The sequence below is a fragment of the Variovorax restrictus genome (assembly GCF_051216715.1).
In the GTDB taxonomy this organism is placed as follows: Bacteria; Pseudomonadota; Gammaproteobacteria; order Burkholderiales; family Burkholderiaceae_C; genus Variovorax.
The window spans coordinates 1,478,013-1,492,837 of sequence record NZ_JBPJZH010000001.1; the positions used below are offsets into that span (position 1 = coordinate 1,478,013).

17 protein-coding genes are annotated in these 14,825 nt (G+C 66.7%); 12 read left to right on the forward strand and 5 right to left on the reverse strand.

Going from position 1 to position 14,825, the window contains the following annotated elements; all coding sequences use genetic code 11:
• Positions 1 to 86: 86 nt before the first annotated feature.
• Both ACSFA0_RS06905 and ACSFA0_RS06910 read left to right on the forward strand, forming a co-directional pair.
• A complete protein-coding gene (locus tag ACSFA0_RS06905; RefSeq protein ID WP_435449468.1) occupies positions 87 to 731 on the forward strand; it encodes a DUF47 domain-containing protein in 645 nt (214 codons plus the stop codon).
• Positions 732 to 744: 13 nt separating this feature from the next.
• Positions 745 to 1,749 (forward strand): inorganic phosphate transporter, encoded by a 1,005-nt coding sequence (locus ACSFA0_RS06910; RefSeq protein WP_435449469.1) that lies wholly within the window; start codon positions 745 to 747, stop codon positions 1,747 to 1,749.
• A gap of 164 nt (positions 1,750 to 1,913) precedes the next feature.
• Here the strand turns inward: ACSFA0_RS06910 and ACSFA0_RS06915 are convergent, their stop codons facing one another.
• Entirely contained in the window at positions 1,914 to 2,360 is a 447-nt protein-coding gene (locus ACSFA0_RS06915; protein ID WP_435449470.1) for a TM2 domain-containing protein, read from the reverse strand.
• Positions 2,361 to 2,368: 8 nt separating this feature from the next.
• A complete protein-coding gene (locus tag ACSFA0_RS06920; RefSeq protein WP_435449471.1) occupies positions 2,369 to 2,896 on the reverse strand; it encodes a GNAT family N-acetyltransferase in 528 nt (175 codons plus the stop codon).
• 216 nt (positions 2,897 to 3,112) lie between these two features.
• Here ACSFA0_RS06920 and rpsP point away from each other — a divergent pair, with 216 nt between their 5' ends.
• The 8 genes from rpsP to ACSFA0_RS06960 all read left to right on the forward strand — a co-directional run bounded on the left by rpsP (position 3,113) and on the right by ACSFA0_RS06960 (position 9,338).
• Positions 3,113 to 3,376, forward strand: a complete 264-nt coding sequence (gene rpsP, locus ACSFA0_RS06925; protein ID WP_187108420.1) for a 30S ribosomal protein S16 — start codon at positions 3,113 to 3,115, stop codon at positions 3,374 to 3,376.
• Positions 3,377 to 3,388: 12 nt separating this feature from the next.
• A complete protein-coding gene (rimM, locus tag ACSFA0_RS06930; protein ID WP_435449472.1) occupies positions 3,389 to 3,955 on the forward strand; it encodes a ribosome maturation factor RimM in 567 nt (188 codons plus the stop codon).
• Positions 3,956 to 3,969: 14 nt separating this feature from the next.
• Positions 3,970 to 4,716 (forward strand): tRNA (guanosine(37)-N1)-methyltransferase TrmD, encoded by a 747-nt coding sequence (trmD, locus tag ACSFA0_RS06935; RefSeq protein WP_435449473.1) that lies wholly within the window; start codon positions 3,970 to 3,972, stop codon positions 4,714 to 4,716.
• Between the two features lie 88 nt (positions 4,717 to 4,804).
• Positions 4,805 to 5,188 carry a 50S ribosomal protein L19 gene (gene rplS, locus ACSFA0_RS06940; RefSeq protein WP_435449474.1) on the forward strand — a complete coding sequence of 128 codons (384 nt, stop codon included), beginning with the start codon at positions 4,805 to 4,807 and terminating at the stop codon, positions 5,186 to 5,188.
• A gap of 182 nt (positions 5,189 to 5,370) precedes the next feature.
• Complete coding sequence (locus tag ACSFA0_RS06945; RefSeq protein WP_435450916.1) at positions 5,371 to 6,081, forward strand: CoA pyrophosphatase; 711 nt, start codon at positions 5,371 to 5,373, stop codon at positions 6,079 to 6,081.
• A gap of 70 nt (positions 6,082 to 6,151) precedes the next feature.
• Positions 6,152 to 7,153 (forward strand): CobD/CbiB family protein, encoded by a 1,002-nt coding sequence (locus tag ACSFA0_RS06950; protein ID WP_435449475.1) that lies wholly within the window; start codon positions 6,152 to 6,154, stop codon positions 7,151 to 7,153.
• Between the two features lie 17 nt (positions 7,154 to 7,170).
• Positions 7,171 to 8,259: a histidinol-phosphate transaminase gene (hisC, locus tag ACSFA0_RS06955; protein WP_435449476.1), complete on the forward strand. Its 1,089-nt coding sequence runs from the start codon at positions 7,171 to 7,173 to the stop codon at positions 8,257 to 8,259.
• Positions 8,260 to 8,318: 59 nt separating this feature from the next.
• Entirely contained in the window at positions 8,319 to 9,338 is a 1,020-nt protein-coding gene (locus ACSFA0_RS06960; RefSeq protein ID WP_435449477.1) for a glycosyltransferase family 4 protein, read from the forward strand.
• An 8-nt stretch (positions 9,339 to 9,346) separates the two neighbouring features.
• Here ACSFA0_RS06960 and rsgA read toward each other — a convergent pair whose 3' ends face one another.
• From rsgA to ACSFA0_RS06975, 3 genes are read right to left on the reverse strand one after another with little or no spacing between them, the layout of a single operon-like run.
• A complete protein-coding gene (gene rsgA / locus ACSFA0_RS06965; RefSeq protein ID WP_435449478.1) occupies positions 9,347 to 10,285 on the reverse strand; it encodes a ribosome small subunit-dependent GTPase A in 939 nt (312 codons plus the stop codon).
• A gap of 15 nt (positions 10,286 to 10,300) precedes the next feature.
• Entirely contained in the window at positions 10,301 to 10,648 is a 348-nt protein-coding gene (locus tag ACSFA0_RS06970; RefSeq protein WP_435449479.1) for a 4a-hydroxytetrahydrobiopterin dehydratase, read from the reverse strand.
• A gap of 19 nt (positions 10,649 to 10,667) precedes the next feature.
• The gene (locus tag ACSFA0_RS06975) at positions 10,668 to 11,927 is read right to left on the reverse strand and encodes a M48 family metallopeptidase (protein ID WP_435449480.1); all 1,260 of its coding nucleotides are present in this window, start codon (positions 11,925 to 11,927) and stop codon (positions 10,668 to 10,670) included.
• Positions 11,928 to 11,998: 71 nt separating this feature from the next.
• On the opposite strand from ACSFA0_RS06975, the gene orn reads away from it, so the two are divergent.
• Together orn and ACSFA0_RS06985 are read left to right on the forward strand one after the other, a co-directional pair.
• Positions 11,999 to 12,595, forward strand: a complete 597-nt coding sequence (gene orn / locus ACSFA0_RS06980; protein WP_435449481.1) for an oligoribonuclease — start codon at positions 11,999 to 12,001, stop codon at positions 12,593 to 12,595.
• 212 nt (positions 12,596 to 12,807) lie between these two features.
• Entirely contained in the window at positions 12,808 to 14,697 is a 1,890-nt protein-coding gene (locus ACSFA0_RS06985) for a DEAD/DEAH box helicase (RefSeq protein ID WP_435449482.1), read from the forward strand.
• The last annotated feature ends 128 nt before the right edge of the window (positions 14,698 to 14,825 follow it).

The following is a 14,825-nucleotide window of genomic DNA, read 5'->3' on the forward strand; positions in this document are numbered from 1 at the left end:
TTGGCGCCCGGCATCGGGCCCTTACACTCCGCGTGTCACGAAATCGTCATCACGACGACACACGGATTGTTTAAGGAAACCGCGCCATGTTCGGCAAGTTGCTGCCCCGAGAGGGCAATTTTTTTGAGATGTTCAACCAGCACGCCGAACGCATCGTCGAAGCGGCGCGTGCGTTCGAGAACCTGGTCGCCAACTACAACGACCTGCACCTGCGCGAGCAGTACAACCGCGACGTCGACAACGCCGAGCGTGCGGCCGACCGCGTGACGCACGACGTCAACCGTCTGATCCACAAGACCTTCATCACGCCGATCGACCGCGAGCAGATCCACAAGCTCATCAACACGATGGACGACGTGGCCGACCTGATCCAGGACTCGGCCGAGACCATGGCGCTGTACGACGTGCGGCACATGACCGAGGAGATCGTGCGCCTCACGGCGCTGAGCGTGAAGTGCTGCGACCGCTTGAAGGACGCCGTCAAGTACCTGGGCAAGATCGCCGACCCGGCCGTGGCCGAGGCCACGCTCAAGACCTGCGAGGAGATCGACCGGCTCGAGTCCGACGCCGACCGCGTGATGCGCAGCGCCATGAGCAAGCTGTTCCGCGAGGAGCCGGATGTGCGCGAGGTCATCAAGCTCAAGGCCATCTACGAGCTGCTCGAGACCATCACCGACAAGTGCGAGGACGTCGCCAACGTGATCGAGGGCATCGTCCTCGAGAACTCCTGACCGGCGCGCTGTCATGGCAACCGTACAGGTAGGCCTGTGGGTCGTCGTGCTGCTGGTCGTGCTGGCCATCGCCTTCGACTTCATGAATGGCTTCCACGACGCGGCGAACTCGATCGCGACTGTCGTGTCGACCGGCGTGCTCAAGCCCGCCCAGGCGGTGGCCTTCGCCGCCTTCTTCAATCTGGCGGCGATCTTCGTCTTCCATCTGAGCGTGGCGGCGACGGTGGGCAAGGGCATCGTGCATCCGGGCATCGTCGACGCGCATGTGGTCTTCGGTGCGCTCATCGGTGCGATCACGTGGAACCTGGTGACCTGGTACTACGGTATCCCGAGCAGCTCGTCGCACGCGCTCATCGGCGGCATCGTGGGCGCGGTGATCGCCAAGGCCGGCGCGGGTGCGCTGGTGGCGTCGGGCATCTGGAAGACCGTGGCCTTCATCTTCGTGTCGCCGCTGCTGGGCTTCACGCTCGGCTCGGCCATGATGGTGCTGGTGGCGTGGGTCTGCCGGCGTGCCACGCGCTCGCGGGTCGACCGCTGGTTCCGTCGCCTGCAGCTGGTGTCGGCGGGGGCTTACAGTCTCGGCCATGGCGGCAACGATGCGCAGAAGACCATCGGCATCATCTGGATGCTGCTGATCGCCACCGGCCATTCGGGCGCCGACGCGCCGCCGACATGGACCATCGTCAGTTGCTACGCCGCGATCGCGCTGGGCACCATGTTCGGCGGCTGGCGCATCGTGAAGACCATGGGTCAGAAGATCACCAAGCTCAAACCCGTCGGCGGCTTCTGCGCCGAGACGGGTGGGGCACTCACGCTGTTCCTGGCGACGGCGCTGGGCATCCCGGTGTCGACCACGCACACCATCACCGGCGCCATCGTGGGCGTGGGCTCGGTCCAGCGCGCGAGCGCGGTGCGCTGGGGCGTGGCGGGGACCATCGTGTGGGCATGGATCTTCACGATCCCCGCGTCGGCCTTCGTCGCGGCCTTTGCGTACTGGATCAGCCTGCAGGTGTTCTGAGAACGTGCGAATGAACCTGCTGCGCACCCCGATCTCGCATCTGCGGTCCTCACCGCACGCGAGTGCGGCTCCGGTCCTCGACGCAAGCTCGGGGCGCTCGCGACGGTTCCTTCACACGTTCTGAAGTCTGCTGGCTGGGTTGGGGTGCTCGTCGGCTCCCGCCGCTACTGCGAGATCTTCCGGCCCTCTTCGACCTGGTGCTCGAAGTAGCGCTGGAAGCTGAAGGCGATGCTGGCCATCAGCACGGTGCTGCCGATGAGCAGTGAGACGACCACCGCACCGATGGTGATCCACCCGGTCTGGCCGGGAGGCGCGTCGGCCGGACCGGTGGCATTGAAGCGCGCGTTCCATTTCTCTGCCGTCGTCAGGCCGTAGACGATGGCCGTGAGCGCGCAGGCGGCGATGGTGAAGCCCAGCAGGGGAATCAGCGCCCAGCTCAGGCCGTCGTCCAGCCCGTGCAGGCGCGCGCGTTCGACGCCGTAAAGACCGAGCGCCGTGGGGATGGGCAGCAGCCAGCCGAGCGTGTCGCCCAGCCCATGCAGGTAGAAGCGGTGCAGGCCGAAGGGCCCGCCGACGAAGGCGAGCCAGGCGGCCAGTGTCTTGTTCTTCATGCCGTGCGTCACTCGGGTGCCGTGGTGCTGCCAGCGCCCAGCGACTTTTCCATGAGCACGACGTCGAGCCATCGGCCGAACTTCCAGCCGCAGTCCTTGAGCACGCCGACATGCGCGAAGCCTTGCGCGCGGTGCACACCGACCGAGCCGGCGTTGGCCGAATCGCCGATCACCGCGATGAGCTTGCGCACCCCGGCCGTTTCGGCCGCCTGTGAGAGCGCGGCCAGCAGCTGGCTGCCCACGCCTTGGCCCCGTGCGGCTTCGGCGAGGTAGATGGAATCTTCGGCCGAGAAGCGGTAGGCGGGACGCGGCTTGAACCAGTTGCAGTAGGCGAAGCCCAGAATCTGTCCGTCGCGCTCCGCCACCAGGTAGGGAAGCTGCTTGGTCAGCACGTCGGCGCGGCGCGCCGCCATGTCTGGCGCGCTGGGCGGATCTGTCTCGAAGGTGCCGGTGCCGTTGAGCACGTGGTGCGCATAGATGGCGGCGATGGCGGCGACGTCCTCGTCGCGGCTGGGGCGGATGGTCAGGGGATGCATGGCGGCTGCTGCTCGTGGCGGGGTGTGCGTGGAAAAGACAATGCGCGTGCGCGGACGCGCGCTCGACACGATTCTGGAGCCAAAAACCGCGCCCGGGCTATAATCGCAGGCTTTTCAGCGTGTCGCTGGCCGGGTGGCCATGTCGCGTGTCTCGACGCTGGAAGAACTCTTGTGGGCGAACCTTGCGGGTTTGCTGCACCACCCGAAGGATAAATCATGGTCGTCATTCGACTCTCCCGCGGCGGCTCTAAAGGTCGTCCGTTCTTCAACATCGTCGTGTCGGACAAGCGCGTTCGTCGCGATGGCCGCTTCATCGAACGTCTGGGTTTCTACAACCCGACCGCCAAGGAAAACGAAGAAAGCATCCGCATCGCGCAGGATCGCCTGACCTACTGGAAGAGCGTCGGCGCGCAAGCCTCGCCTACGGTGATGCGTCTGATCAAGCAAGCCGCCGCTGCCGCCCCCAAGGCAGCAGCCTAAGCTCGGCCCGGGATGCTGCCCACGCTCGAAGCCGCCGAATTGCCGGCGGACGCGATCGAGGTGGGGCGCATCGCCGACGCCTGGGGCATCAAGGGCTGGTTCAAGGTCCTGCCCCACAGCGCCCAACCCGAGGCGCTCTTCTCATCGAAGCGCTGGTTCATCCAGCCTTCCGGCCCGGCCACTTCGACACCGAAGACCGGCGCCTTCCGGCTCGCGATCCGCGAGGCCAAGGAACATTCCGACTGCATTGTTGCCGCCTCGAACGACGTGGCCGATCGCACCGCCGCCGAGGCCTTGCGCGGCGCGCGCGTGTTCGTGCCGCGTTCGAGCTTTCCCACGGCGGGCGACGACGAGTACTACTGGGTCGACCTGCTCGGCCTGTCGGTGGTCAATCGCGAAGGCGTCGCCCTGGGCGTCGTGCGCGAACTGCTTTCGGGCGGTTCGCAGACCACGCTGGTGCTCGAGGCCGAAGAAGACGGCAAACCCGTCGAGCGGATGGTGCCCTTCGTCGCCGCCTTCGTCGACAAGGTCGACCTGGCGGGTCGCCTCATCACGGTCGACTGGCAACCCGACTACTGAGCGCCGGCGTCGCCATGCGCTTCGACGTTCTCACCTTGTTCCCCGAATTGTTCGCACCGCTGCTCACCAGCGGCGTGACGCGGCGCGCCTACGAGTCCAAGCAGGTCGAGCTTGTCTTCTGGAATCCACGTGACTATGCCGAGGGCAACTACCGCCGGGTGGACGACCGCCCGTTCGGCGGCGGCCCCGGCATGGTCATGATGGCCGAGCCGTTGTCGGCATGCCTCGATGCAGCGCTTGACGCGCGAGGCTCACCCGCCCCGGTGGTGCTGTTCTCACCGATCGGCGACACCCTGCGCCACGCCGCGGTCGAGACGTGGGCCGCCAGCGAGGGCGCCGTGCTGGTCTGCGGTCGCTATGAGGGCATCGATCAGCGCTTCATCGACGCACGCGTCACGCACCAGATCAGCCTGGGCGACTTCGTGCTGTCAGGCGGCGAGATCGCGGCCATGGCGCTGCTCGATTCAGTCGCGCGGCTGCAGCCCGGCGTGCTGGGCGACGAGGCCAGCCATGTGCAGGACAGCTTCAACCCGGCGCTCGACGGGCTGCTCGATTGCCCGCACTACACGCGACCCGAGGTCTGGAGCGGCCAAGCCGTGCCGGCCCCGCTGATGTCGGGCCACCATGCGCAGATCGAGCGGTGGCGGCGCGACCAGCGGCTGTCCTTGTCGGCGGCAAGGCGGCCGGAGTTGGTGGAGGCCGCTCGCGCTGCGGGCAAGCTCACCAAGGCCGATGAGCTGGCATTGCAAAAAAAGCTATAATCTCGGGCTCCCCGATCCTCTGGCCGGCCGCGTCATCCAAGAGACGACGCCTTTAGTGCAGCGCGGTCACGATCGAATCCAGGAAATCATGAACCTCATCCAGACCCTCGAGCAGGAAGAAATCGCCCGGCTCGGCAAGACCATCCCCGATTTCATGCCCGGTGACACGGTCATCGTCAGCGTGAACGTCGTCGAAGGCACCCGCAAGCGCGTGCAGGCCTACGAAGGCGTCGTGATCGCCAAGCGCAATCGCGGCCTCAACAGCGGCTTCACGGTGCGCAAGATCTCCAGCGGCGAAGGCGTGGAACGCACGTTCCAGACCTACAGCCCCCTGATCGCCGCCATCGAAGTCAAGCGCCGTGGCGATGTGCGCCGCGCCAAGCTGTACTACCTGCGCGAGCGCAGCGGCCGTTCGGCACGCATCAAGGAAAAGCTGCCGGGCAAGCGCATGAAGGCCGCCGCCGCTCAATAAGCTGCGCCTTCCATGCCGCGCAAAAAGCCGCCGAATCAGGCGGCTTTTTGCATTTTGGCGCGGTGCTTGCATGCGTCGGTGGTGCGCATGCGGGCCTGTCGTGTACCTTTCAGGCACCTCCCGCGTTGTACCTGTCACCTGTCGAAACCGTCCTCGTTCCCTTGAATCTCCTTCGCGCCACCATGGAAGCCGTCGCCCCGGTCGAACCTATCAATGCCGTCTCGCTGGCGGCCTTCGATCCGCGCGCAGTGCCGGTGGTGCGGGTCGACAGCGATCTTCCTCCCGTGCCGGCATCGGAGCTCACGGCGCATGCCTTGCGTGCCCGTTTTGCGACGCCGCCCCCCTGGACGCCGGAACTGCGCCGCGAGCCCCGCATCGGTGACCGCGCACCGGCGCAGGCCGCCGTGCTGGTCCCGATCGTGCAGCGTGACGTGCCGACGGTGCTGCTGACCGAGCGCGCGACGCAGATGTCGACCCATTCGGGCCAGGTCGCATTCCCCGGTGGACGCGTCGATCCTGAAGACGCCAACATCGCCGCTGCCGCATTGCGCGAGGCGTGGGAAGAGGTGGGCCTGTCGGCCGACTACATCGAGGTGCTGGGCAGTCTGCCGACGTACACCACCGTCACCTCCTTCATCGTCACGCCGGTCATCGCACTGGTGCGGCCTGGTTTCCACCTCACGCTCAGTCCGTCGGAAGTGGCGGATGCCTTCGAGGTCCCGCTCGCGCATCTGATGGACCCGGCCAACCACCGGCGCCACGCCATGGTGGGCGAAGGCCTGAACGCCCGGCAGTGGTTCTCGATGCCTTACCAGGACGGGCCGCAGGAGCGCTTCGTCTGGGGCGCGACGGCAGGGATGCTGCGAAATCTCTATCGCTTTCTCTGTGCTTGAGCCACATGCGTCAGCAGCGTTCGACGAAGCGGTGTCCAGATCACTTCGGACCACTCGCTATCATCGACCGATGAGCTTCTTTGCCATCTTGTGCGCGTTGCTGATCGAGCAGGTGCGCCCGCTCGCCACGCACAACCCGGTGTATGGCGGCGTGCTGGCCTGGACGCGATGGACCAGCCGCAACTTCGATGCCGGGCAATCGCACCACGGCTGGGTGGCCTGGGGGTTGGCGGTCTTCGTGCCCACGCTGTTGACGCTGGGCGTGCATTGGTTGTTGGTGCTGACGCTGGGCTTGCCATTTGCGGTGCTCTGGAGCGTCGCCATGCTCTATGTCACCTTGGGCTTCCGCCAGTTCAGCCATCACTTCACCGGCATTCGCGACGCGCTGGAAGAGGGCGACGAGCCGATGGCGCGCTCGCTGCTCGCGCATTGGCAGCATGTGGATGCAGCGAACCTGCCGCGTAGCGAGGTCATTCGCCATGTGATCGAGCACTCCGTGATCGCCGCGCACCGTCACGTGTTCGGCGTGCTGGCTTGGTTCTCCGTGCTGGCAGCTCTGGGCCTGGGCCCGGCCGGCGCTGTGTTCTACCGGATGAGCGAATTCGTCGCCCGTTACTGGGCCCACAAGGACGGCGCCGTGGTGCAGCCGTCCAGCATGTGGGTGCAGCAGGCGGCGCAGCGGGCCTGGCTGGCGGCCGACTGGTTGCCAGCGCGCATCACGGCACTGGGGTTCGCCGTGGTCGGCAGTTTCGAGGACGCGATCGACAGCTGGCGCAACGACGCCAGCCGCTTTTCGCAGCCGAACGACGGTGTGATCCTCGCCGCCACGTCCGGCGCGGTGAACGTCCGGCTCGGCGGCGGTGGTCTCCGTCCGCTGGCCTCCGTCGACCCGCTGGCCGGTGCGCAGATGGCCGACACCGGCTGGCCGGAGCCGCTGCGCGATACCGGCAGCACCGGCGGCCGCGAGCCCGACCTGGCCCATCTGCGCAGCGTGGTCGGCCTGGTGTGGCGTTCGGTCGTGATGTGGATGGTGCTGCTGGCGCTGTTGACGCTGGCGCGTTTGCTGGGTTGACGGTTCACCGGCTGTCGATGGCATCCATCCCGACGTTCTGGAGCCCGCGCATCGGCGCGCTCGAGCCCTACGTGCCCGGCGAGCAGCCGCACATCGAGGGCCTGGTCAAGCTCAACACCAACGAGAACCCGTACCCGCCGTCGCCGCGCGTCCTCGACGCGATCCACGCGGCGGCCTCGAACGGCCTGGAGCGCTATCCCGATCCCGAGTCGCTGGCGTTGCGCGAGGCGGTCGCTTCGTACCATGGGCTGCGGGCCAATCAGGTCTTCGTGGGGAATGGCTCCGACGAGGTGCTGGCGCACGCCTTCTTCGCCTTCTTCCAACAGGCCGAGCCGCTACTGCTTCCGGACGTCACCTACAGCTTCTACCGCGTGTATGCGCAGCTCTACGGCATCGACTGCGCGCTGCAGCCGGTCGACGACGCCTTGCGCATCGACATCGATGCGCTGGCGGCTCGAGCGGCGCAGGGTTGCGGCGGCCTCGTCATCGCCAACCCCAACGCGCCGACCGGGCGCTCGCTGCCGCGGGCCGACATCGAACGCCTGCTGGTGGCCTGCCCGACGCGCGTGGTGCTGGTGGACGAGGCCTACGTCGACTTCGGTGCCGAAAGCGCGGTGTCGCTGATCGCCGACCACCCCAATCTGCTGGTGGTGCAGACCCTGTCGAAGTCGCGCTCCCTCGCCGGACTGCGCATGGGCTTCGCTTGTGGGCAGGCGTCGTTGATCGACGCACTGACGCGGGTGAAGAACAGCTTCAATTCCTACCCGATCAATCGACTTTCAGGTGCCGGCGCCATCGCGGCGCTGGAGGATGATCGCTGGTTCAAGCAGACGCGCGATGCGATCGTCGACACGCGAGAGGGGCTTGTGCTGCAGTTGGAGGACCTCGGTTTCGAGGTGCAGCCTTCGCATGCCAACTTCGTCTTCGTGCGGCACCCCGCGCACGATGCGGGCGCGCTGGCGACCGCATTGCGCGAACGGGCGGTGCTGGTGCGGCACTTCCGCGAGCCACGCATCGATCAGTACCTGCGCATCAGCATCGGTACCCGTGCGCAGTGCACACGGCTCGTGGCGGGGTTCGAGAACATCCTTCAACACGGAGCATGAGCTCCACGACTCCTTCTTTGTCCGGCCGTATGTCCACCGTTACCCCGCACCCTGCGCCGATGAAGATTGCCTTGCTGTCCTATGCGTACGCACCGGGCGTCGGTGGCATCGAGACGGTGAGTCAGTTGCTCTTCGACGGGTTGCACGCACGGGGTCACGATGTGCGGGTGCTGACCGCGAAACCGGCCGTATCCGAAGCCGCTTACGATTCACGCATCGTTCGCCGTCCGTCGCGACGCGTCCTGCTCGACGCGCTGCGCTGGTCCGACGCCGTGGTGCAGTCGAACATCAGTCTCGGCTTGGCGTGGCCGCTGACGCTCGGTCTGGTTCGCAGGCCGTGGGTGGTCGTCAACCATACGCCCATCAGCCAGCCCAGCGGCGAGCGGACATGGCGCGATCGCGTCAAGCTGGCCAGCCTTCGTGGTGCGCGGGTCTATGCCGTCTCCGAATACCTGCGCAGCGTGACCCTGGCCCGGTCGCACGTCATGCGAAACCCCTACGACATCACGTCGTTTCACACGACGTCGGACATCGTCCGCGATGGCGCGCTGCTGTTCGTCGGCCGCATCGTGCGGGCCAAGGGCCTGGACGTGCTGATCGACGCGCTGCAGTTGCTCAAGCAACGCGGCCTGTGTCCGAAGCTGTCGGTGGCCGGCGATGGCGATGAACGCGTGGCGCTTCAATCGCGCGTCGTGGCGCTCGGGCTGCAGGACCAGGTGACCTGGTTGGGCGTGCTGCGCGGCGCACGCCTGGGCGACGCGATGCGCAGGCATCGCATCGTCGTCGTGCCGTCCCGGCCCGAACCGCCGGAGGCCTTGCCGCTGGTGCCGATCGAAGCGGTTGCCTGCGGATGCGTGGTCATTGCGAGCCGGCAGGGCGGCCTCCCCGAATCGGTCGGACCCTGCGGCATGCTGGTCGAGCCGGAAGACCCGACGGCGTTGGCCGATGCGATCGCAGCGCTGCTCGAATCTTCCGAGCGTCAGCGGGAATTTCTCGATGCAGCGCCCGCGCATCTGCGGCCGTTCCACCCCGCGACCGTCATCGCCGACTACGAAGCCGCGATCGCCGCCGCGCGCTGACGCGTCCGTCAGTAGCGGTTCTGGCTCAGTTCGGCGAAAAGCTCGCCGTAGATGCGGTAGCGCGTGGCGTTGATGGCGCCGGCGTGGGTGGCCGAATCGACCTGCGCGATCACGCCGCAGCCCGGTTCGTGCAAGTGCGTGCAGTTGTAGAACTTGCAGTCGTTCGCATGTTCGGCGATGTCGGGCATCAGCCGTGCGAGCTGCATCGGCTCGATGTGGTTGAGCCCGAATTCCTGGAAGCCGGGGGAATCGATGAGCGCCGTGCGGCGTTCGGCGTCGACCCAGTACAGCGTGGTGCTGGTGGTCGTGTGCTTGCCGGAATTGAGCGCGTAGGAAATCTCGTTGGTCAAGGCCGACGCGCCCGGCACCAGCAGGTTGGTGAGCGTGCTCTTGCCGGCGCCCGACGGACCGAGAACGAGCGTGGTCTTGCCATCGAGCAGCTTCAGCAGCGTCGCGCGGTCGACCTCGGCCGACGCGTTGAGCGACAGCGGCAGCACGCCCTGGTGCATGCGGCGGTACGGTGCGAGCCGCGCCCAGGCCCGCTCGAAGGGCACGACCAGGTCACTCTTGTTGAGCGCGATGATGGGCGTGATGCGCTCGGCCTCGGCCGCGATCAGTGCGCGCGCCAACTGGTGTTCGGAGAACTCGGGCTCGGCCGCGATGAGGATCAGCACCTGATCGAGGTTGGCCGCGAAGGACTTGGTGCGGATCTCGTCCTGCCGATAGAACAGGTTCTTGCGTTCGACCACCTGTTCGATCGTGCCTTCGTCTTCACTCGCCTGCCAGCGCACGCGGTCGCCGACGACGGCCTGGCTTTTCTTGCCGCGCGGGTGGCAGATCAGGCGTTCGCCCTCGGGCGTCTCGACCAGGCAATGGCGACCGTGGCTCGCGACGACCAGGCCATCGCGCAAGGCCGCTTCCGCCGCGGCGCCGCGTTGCTTAGCCAAGCGCGCGTTCTCCGGTCATGCGGCCGCCAGCAAGGCGTCGGCCTGCGCCGCGCAGTCGAGGTCGGTCTGCGAGATGCCCGACACATCGTGCGTGTTGAAGCGCGCCACGCAGCGGTTGTAGTGCACCGACAGGTCCGGGTGGTGGTCGAAGCGGTGCGCCACCATGGCGAGCGCGTTCACGAAGGCGATGGTCTCGAAGTAGTTCGCGAAGGTGTAGGTCTTCTCGATCGCGACATCGGAACCGTCGCCGGTGAGCTTCCAGCCGTCGAGGCGGGCGAGGGCGCTCACGATCTCGGTGGCGCTCAAGGCGCGCCGCGGCGTGGACTTCCAGTCCTTGACGCTGAGCATGCTGGTGTTGGGCATGAAGACGATCTCCCGGGGGTCAGGCCGCGGCCATGCGCGCGAGGCGCTCGGAGGCCGGTGGGTGCGAGTAATAGAACCGGACGAACAGCGGGTCGGGCGTGAGCGTCGACGCGTTGTCCTGGTAGAGCTTGAGCAGCGCGGCGGCCAGGTCGGTGCCGTTGGTCTGCGCGATGGCGTAGGCGTCGGCCTCGAACTCGTGCTTGCGCGAGAGCCAGGCCGGCAGCGGTGCCACGAAGAAAGTGAAGACCGGCACGGCGAGCATGAACAGCAGCAGCGCCAGCGCGTCGTTGGGTGCGCCCATGTTGGGCTGCACGCCCAGGCCGGCGTAGAACCATGATTGGCCCGACACCCAGCCCAGCAGCGCGAAGCCGGCCAGGCTCAGCGCGAACATCGCCGCCATGCGCTTGACGATGTGGCGGCGCTTGAAATGCCCCAACTCGTGGGCCAGCACCGCCTCGACCTCACCGGCGTTGAGCTGGCGCAGAAGCGTGTCGTAGAACACCACGCGCTTGCTGGCGCCGAAGCCGGTGAAGTAGGCGTTGGCATGCGCGCTGCGGCGGCTGCCGTCCATCACGAACAGCCCCTTGGCCGCGAAGCCGCAGCGCTGCATCAAGGCCGTCACACGGACCTGCAGGTTCGCGTCGTCGAGCGGCTTGAACTTGTTGAAGAGCGGGGCGATGAACGTGGGGTAGACCAGCATCAGCAGCAGGTTGAAGCCCATCCACACGGCCCAGGCCCACAGCCACCACAGATTGCCCGCGGCGCCCATCAGCCAGAGGATGAGCGCCGCGATCGGCAGGCCGATGAGCGCGCCGAGCAGTGTGCCCTTTGCTGCGTCGGCCAGCCACAGCCGCAAGGTCATCTTGTTGAAGCCGAAGCGCTCTTCGAGGCGGAAGGTTTGCCACAGCGTGAAGGGCAGGTCGAGCAGGCCGCCGATCAGCGCGAAGGCCGCGAGCAGCGCCAGTTGCTGCACCATGCCGCCGCCCAGCCAGCCGAGCAGCACCTTGTTGAGGATGTCGAGGCCGCCGAGCAGTGTCCACGCCAGCAGCATCGCCGCGCTCCACGCCATCTCGACCAGGCCGAAGCGGCTCTTGGCGATCGTGTAGTCGGCCGCCTTCTGGTGGGCGTCCCGCGTCATGGTGCTGGCGAAGGCGGCGGGCACCGCGTCGCGATGGCGTGCCACGTGGCGGATCTGGCGCGTGGCCAGCCAGAACTTCACCGCCAGGCCGGCGAGCAGGGCGGCGGCGAACGCATAGGTGAAGGTGAGGGCATCGGACATGGCGCGCCGAGTTTAGCCCCCGCGTCGACGGGCTTGCCCGGCGCAGGGGCACCTTCGACGACAATCGACCGATGCCTGAAACCGCCGAACTGAATACCGCCACCCCCGTCCCCGTGCTGAAGAAAAGCGACCAGAACCTGGTCTGGCTCGACTGCGAAATGAGCGGTCTGGACCCGGAGAAAGAACACCTTCTGGAGATCGCCGTCGTGGTGACCAGCTCCGACCTCTCGGTGCGCATCGAAGGGCCGGTCTTCGTCATTCACCAGAGCGATGCCGTGCTCGACGCCATGGACAGCTGGAACAAGGGCACGCACGGCCGCAGCGGCCTGATCGACAAGGTGAAGGCGTCGACGGTCGATGAAGCCGAAGCCGAGAAGCAGCTGATCGAGTTCATCGGGCGCTACATCCCCAAGCAGGGCTCGCCGATGTGCGGCAACACCATCGGCCAGGACCGCCGCTTCCTGGTCAAGTACATGCCCAAGCTCGAGGCCTACTTTCACTACCGCAACCTCGACGTGAGCACGCTTAAGGAGCTGGCCAAGCGCTGGAAGCCCGCCGCCTACAACGCGTTCAAGAAGCAGCAGGCGCACACTGCGCTGGCCGACGTGCACGAATCCATCGACGAGCTGGCCCACTACCGCAAGACCTTTCTTCGTCTCGAAGATTAGGTAAAAACCCGGGCCCGTGTCATAATCGCGGGCTTCGCTGCACAGTGCAGCGTTTCTCGCATCTCCCTATCTTGCACACCGCGCCCGATGAACGGGCCGCAGCCAAGGCAGACCCCAGGTCGTAGCTCTTGCTGAATGTCGTTGGATGGTTGATGTTTTTAACCACCCGACGGGGCGCCGCCTACGGCAGCGCTCGCGTATGAGCTATCTACATGACCGACGCTTACATCCAAGCGCAGGGCGATTTCGCGCCTGTGCAATCCGACGAATTTGCCGTGGCCGGTGAATCCGCTGCTGTTTCGCATTCCGATTCTTCCGTCGCCGACGACATCGTCGTGCTCGACCTGGCCGACGACGTCGCGCCTGAAGCCGAAGCCCCGAAGAAGCCCAACGGCTTCGTCCTGCTGGGCCTGGCGCCCGAGCTGGTCGCCGCCGTGGCCGACCTCGGCTTCGAGCAACCGACCTCCGTGCAGGAAAAGGTCATCCCCCTGGCGATGACCAGCTCCGACGAAGGCAACGCACGCTTCATCGACCTGCTGGTGTCCAGCCAGACCGGCAGCGGCAAGACCGCCGCCTTCCTGCTGCCCGTGCTGCACACGCTGCTCGCGCAAGAAGCCGAAGCCGCCGCTGCGCTCAAGGCCGAGGCCGACCGCCTGGCTGCTGAAGCCATCGCCCGTGGCGAAGCGCCGCCCAAGAAGGCCAAGCGCAAGGACCCGACCAGCAACCGCAACTTCAAGGCCGCCACGCCCGGCGCCCTGATCCTGTGCCCGACGCGCGAGCTCGCCCAGCAGGTGGCGCACGACGCCATCGACCTGGTCAAGCATTGCCGTGGCCTGCGCGTCGCCAGTGTGGTGGGCGGCATGCCTTACCAGCTGCAGATCGCCAAGCTGCAGAACGCCAACCTTGTGGTTGCCACGCCGGGCCGCCTGCTCGACCTGCAACGCTCCATGCAGATCAAGCTCGATCAAGTGCGCTTCCTCGTGGTCGACGAAGCCGACCGCATGCTGGACCTCGGCTTTGCCGACGATCTGGCCGAAGTCAACCAGCTCACCATCGAACGCAAGCAGACGATGATGTTCAGCGCGACCTTCGCGCCGCGCATTCAGCAGCTCGCGACCCGTGTGATGCGCCAGCCGCAGAAGATCCAGATCGACTCGCCGCAGGAAAAGCACGCGAACATCAAGCAGGTGCTGTTCTGGGCCGACAACACCCAGCACAAGCGCAAGATGCTCGACCACTGGCTGCGCGACACCACGATCAACCAAGCGATCGTGTTCGCCAGCACGCAAGTCGAGTGCGACGGCCTTGCCAACGACCTGCAGCAGGACGGCTTCAGTGCCGTCGCACTGCACGGTGCCCTGAGCCAGGGCCTGCGCAACCGCCGCCTGATGGCGCTGCGTCAGGGCCAGGTGCAGATCCTGGTGGCCACCGACGTTGCTGCCCGCGGCATCGACGTGCCGACCATCACCCACGTCTTCAACTTCGGCCTGCCGATGAAGGCCGAGGATTACACCCACCGCATCGGCCGCACCGGCCGTGCCGGTCGCGACGGCATCGCCGTCACGTTCGCCGAGTTCCGCGATCGCCGCAAGATCATGGACATCGAGCACTACAGCCACCAGCAGTTCAAGGCCGAGACCATTCCCGGCCTGGAGCCCCAGCAGCGCATGCCGCAATCGCGTCCGCAAGGCAACTTCGGCGGCGCTGGTCGCGACACCCATTCGCGCGGTGGTGAACGCAAGTTCGGCGGCGGTGGTGCCGGTCCGCGTGGTGGCAATGGTGGCGGCTATGCCGGCGCCAGCAACTTCAACGACCGCGGCCCGCGCGGCGCGGCACCCGGTGCCCGCCCACACCAGGGTCACAACGCCGGTTTCGGCGGTGGCCGTGACGAAGGCGGTGGTGGTTTCGGCCGCAAGCCGGGCTGGGGCGACAGCGCGCCGCGCGGTGCCGGTGGCCCGGGCCGCGGTGAAGGTTTTGCGCCGCGTGGCGAGAGCTTCGCCCCGCGCAACGAAGGCTTCGGCGGCCCGCGTGGTGCAGCCGGCGGCGGCAAGGTGTTCGTGCCGCGCGATCCGGCCAAGCGTGCCTTCAAGCCCAGCCGTTGATTGATCGCCGGCTTCGTGCCGGCTTGCCAAACAAAAGGCCTGCCTTCGTCATGAAGGGGGGCCTTTTGTGTTTCCGGGAGAGAGTGCGCGCGAAGCGGGAGCCTGAAATGAAAAAAGCCTGCTACGGT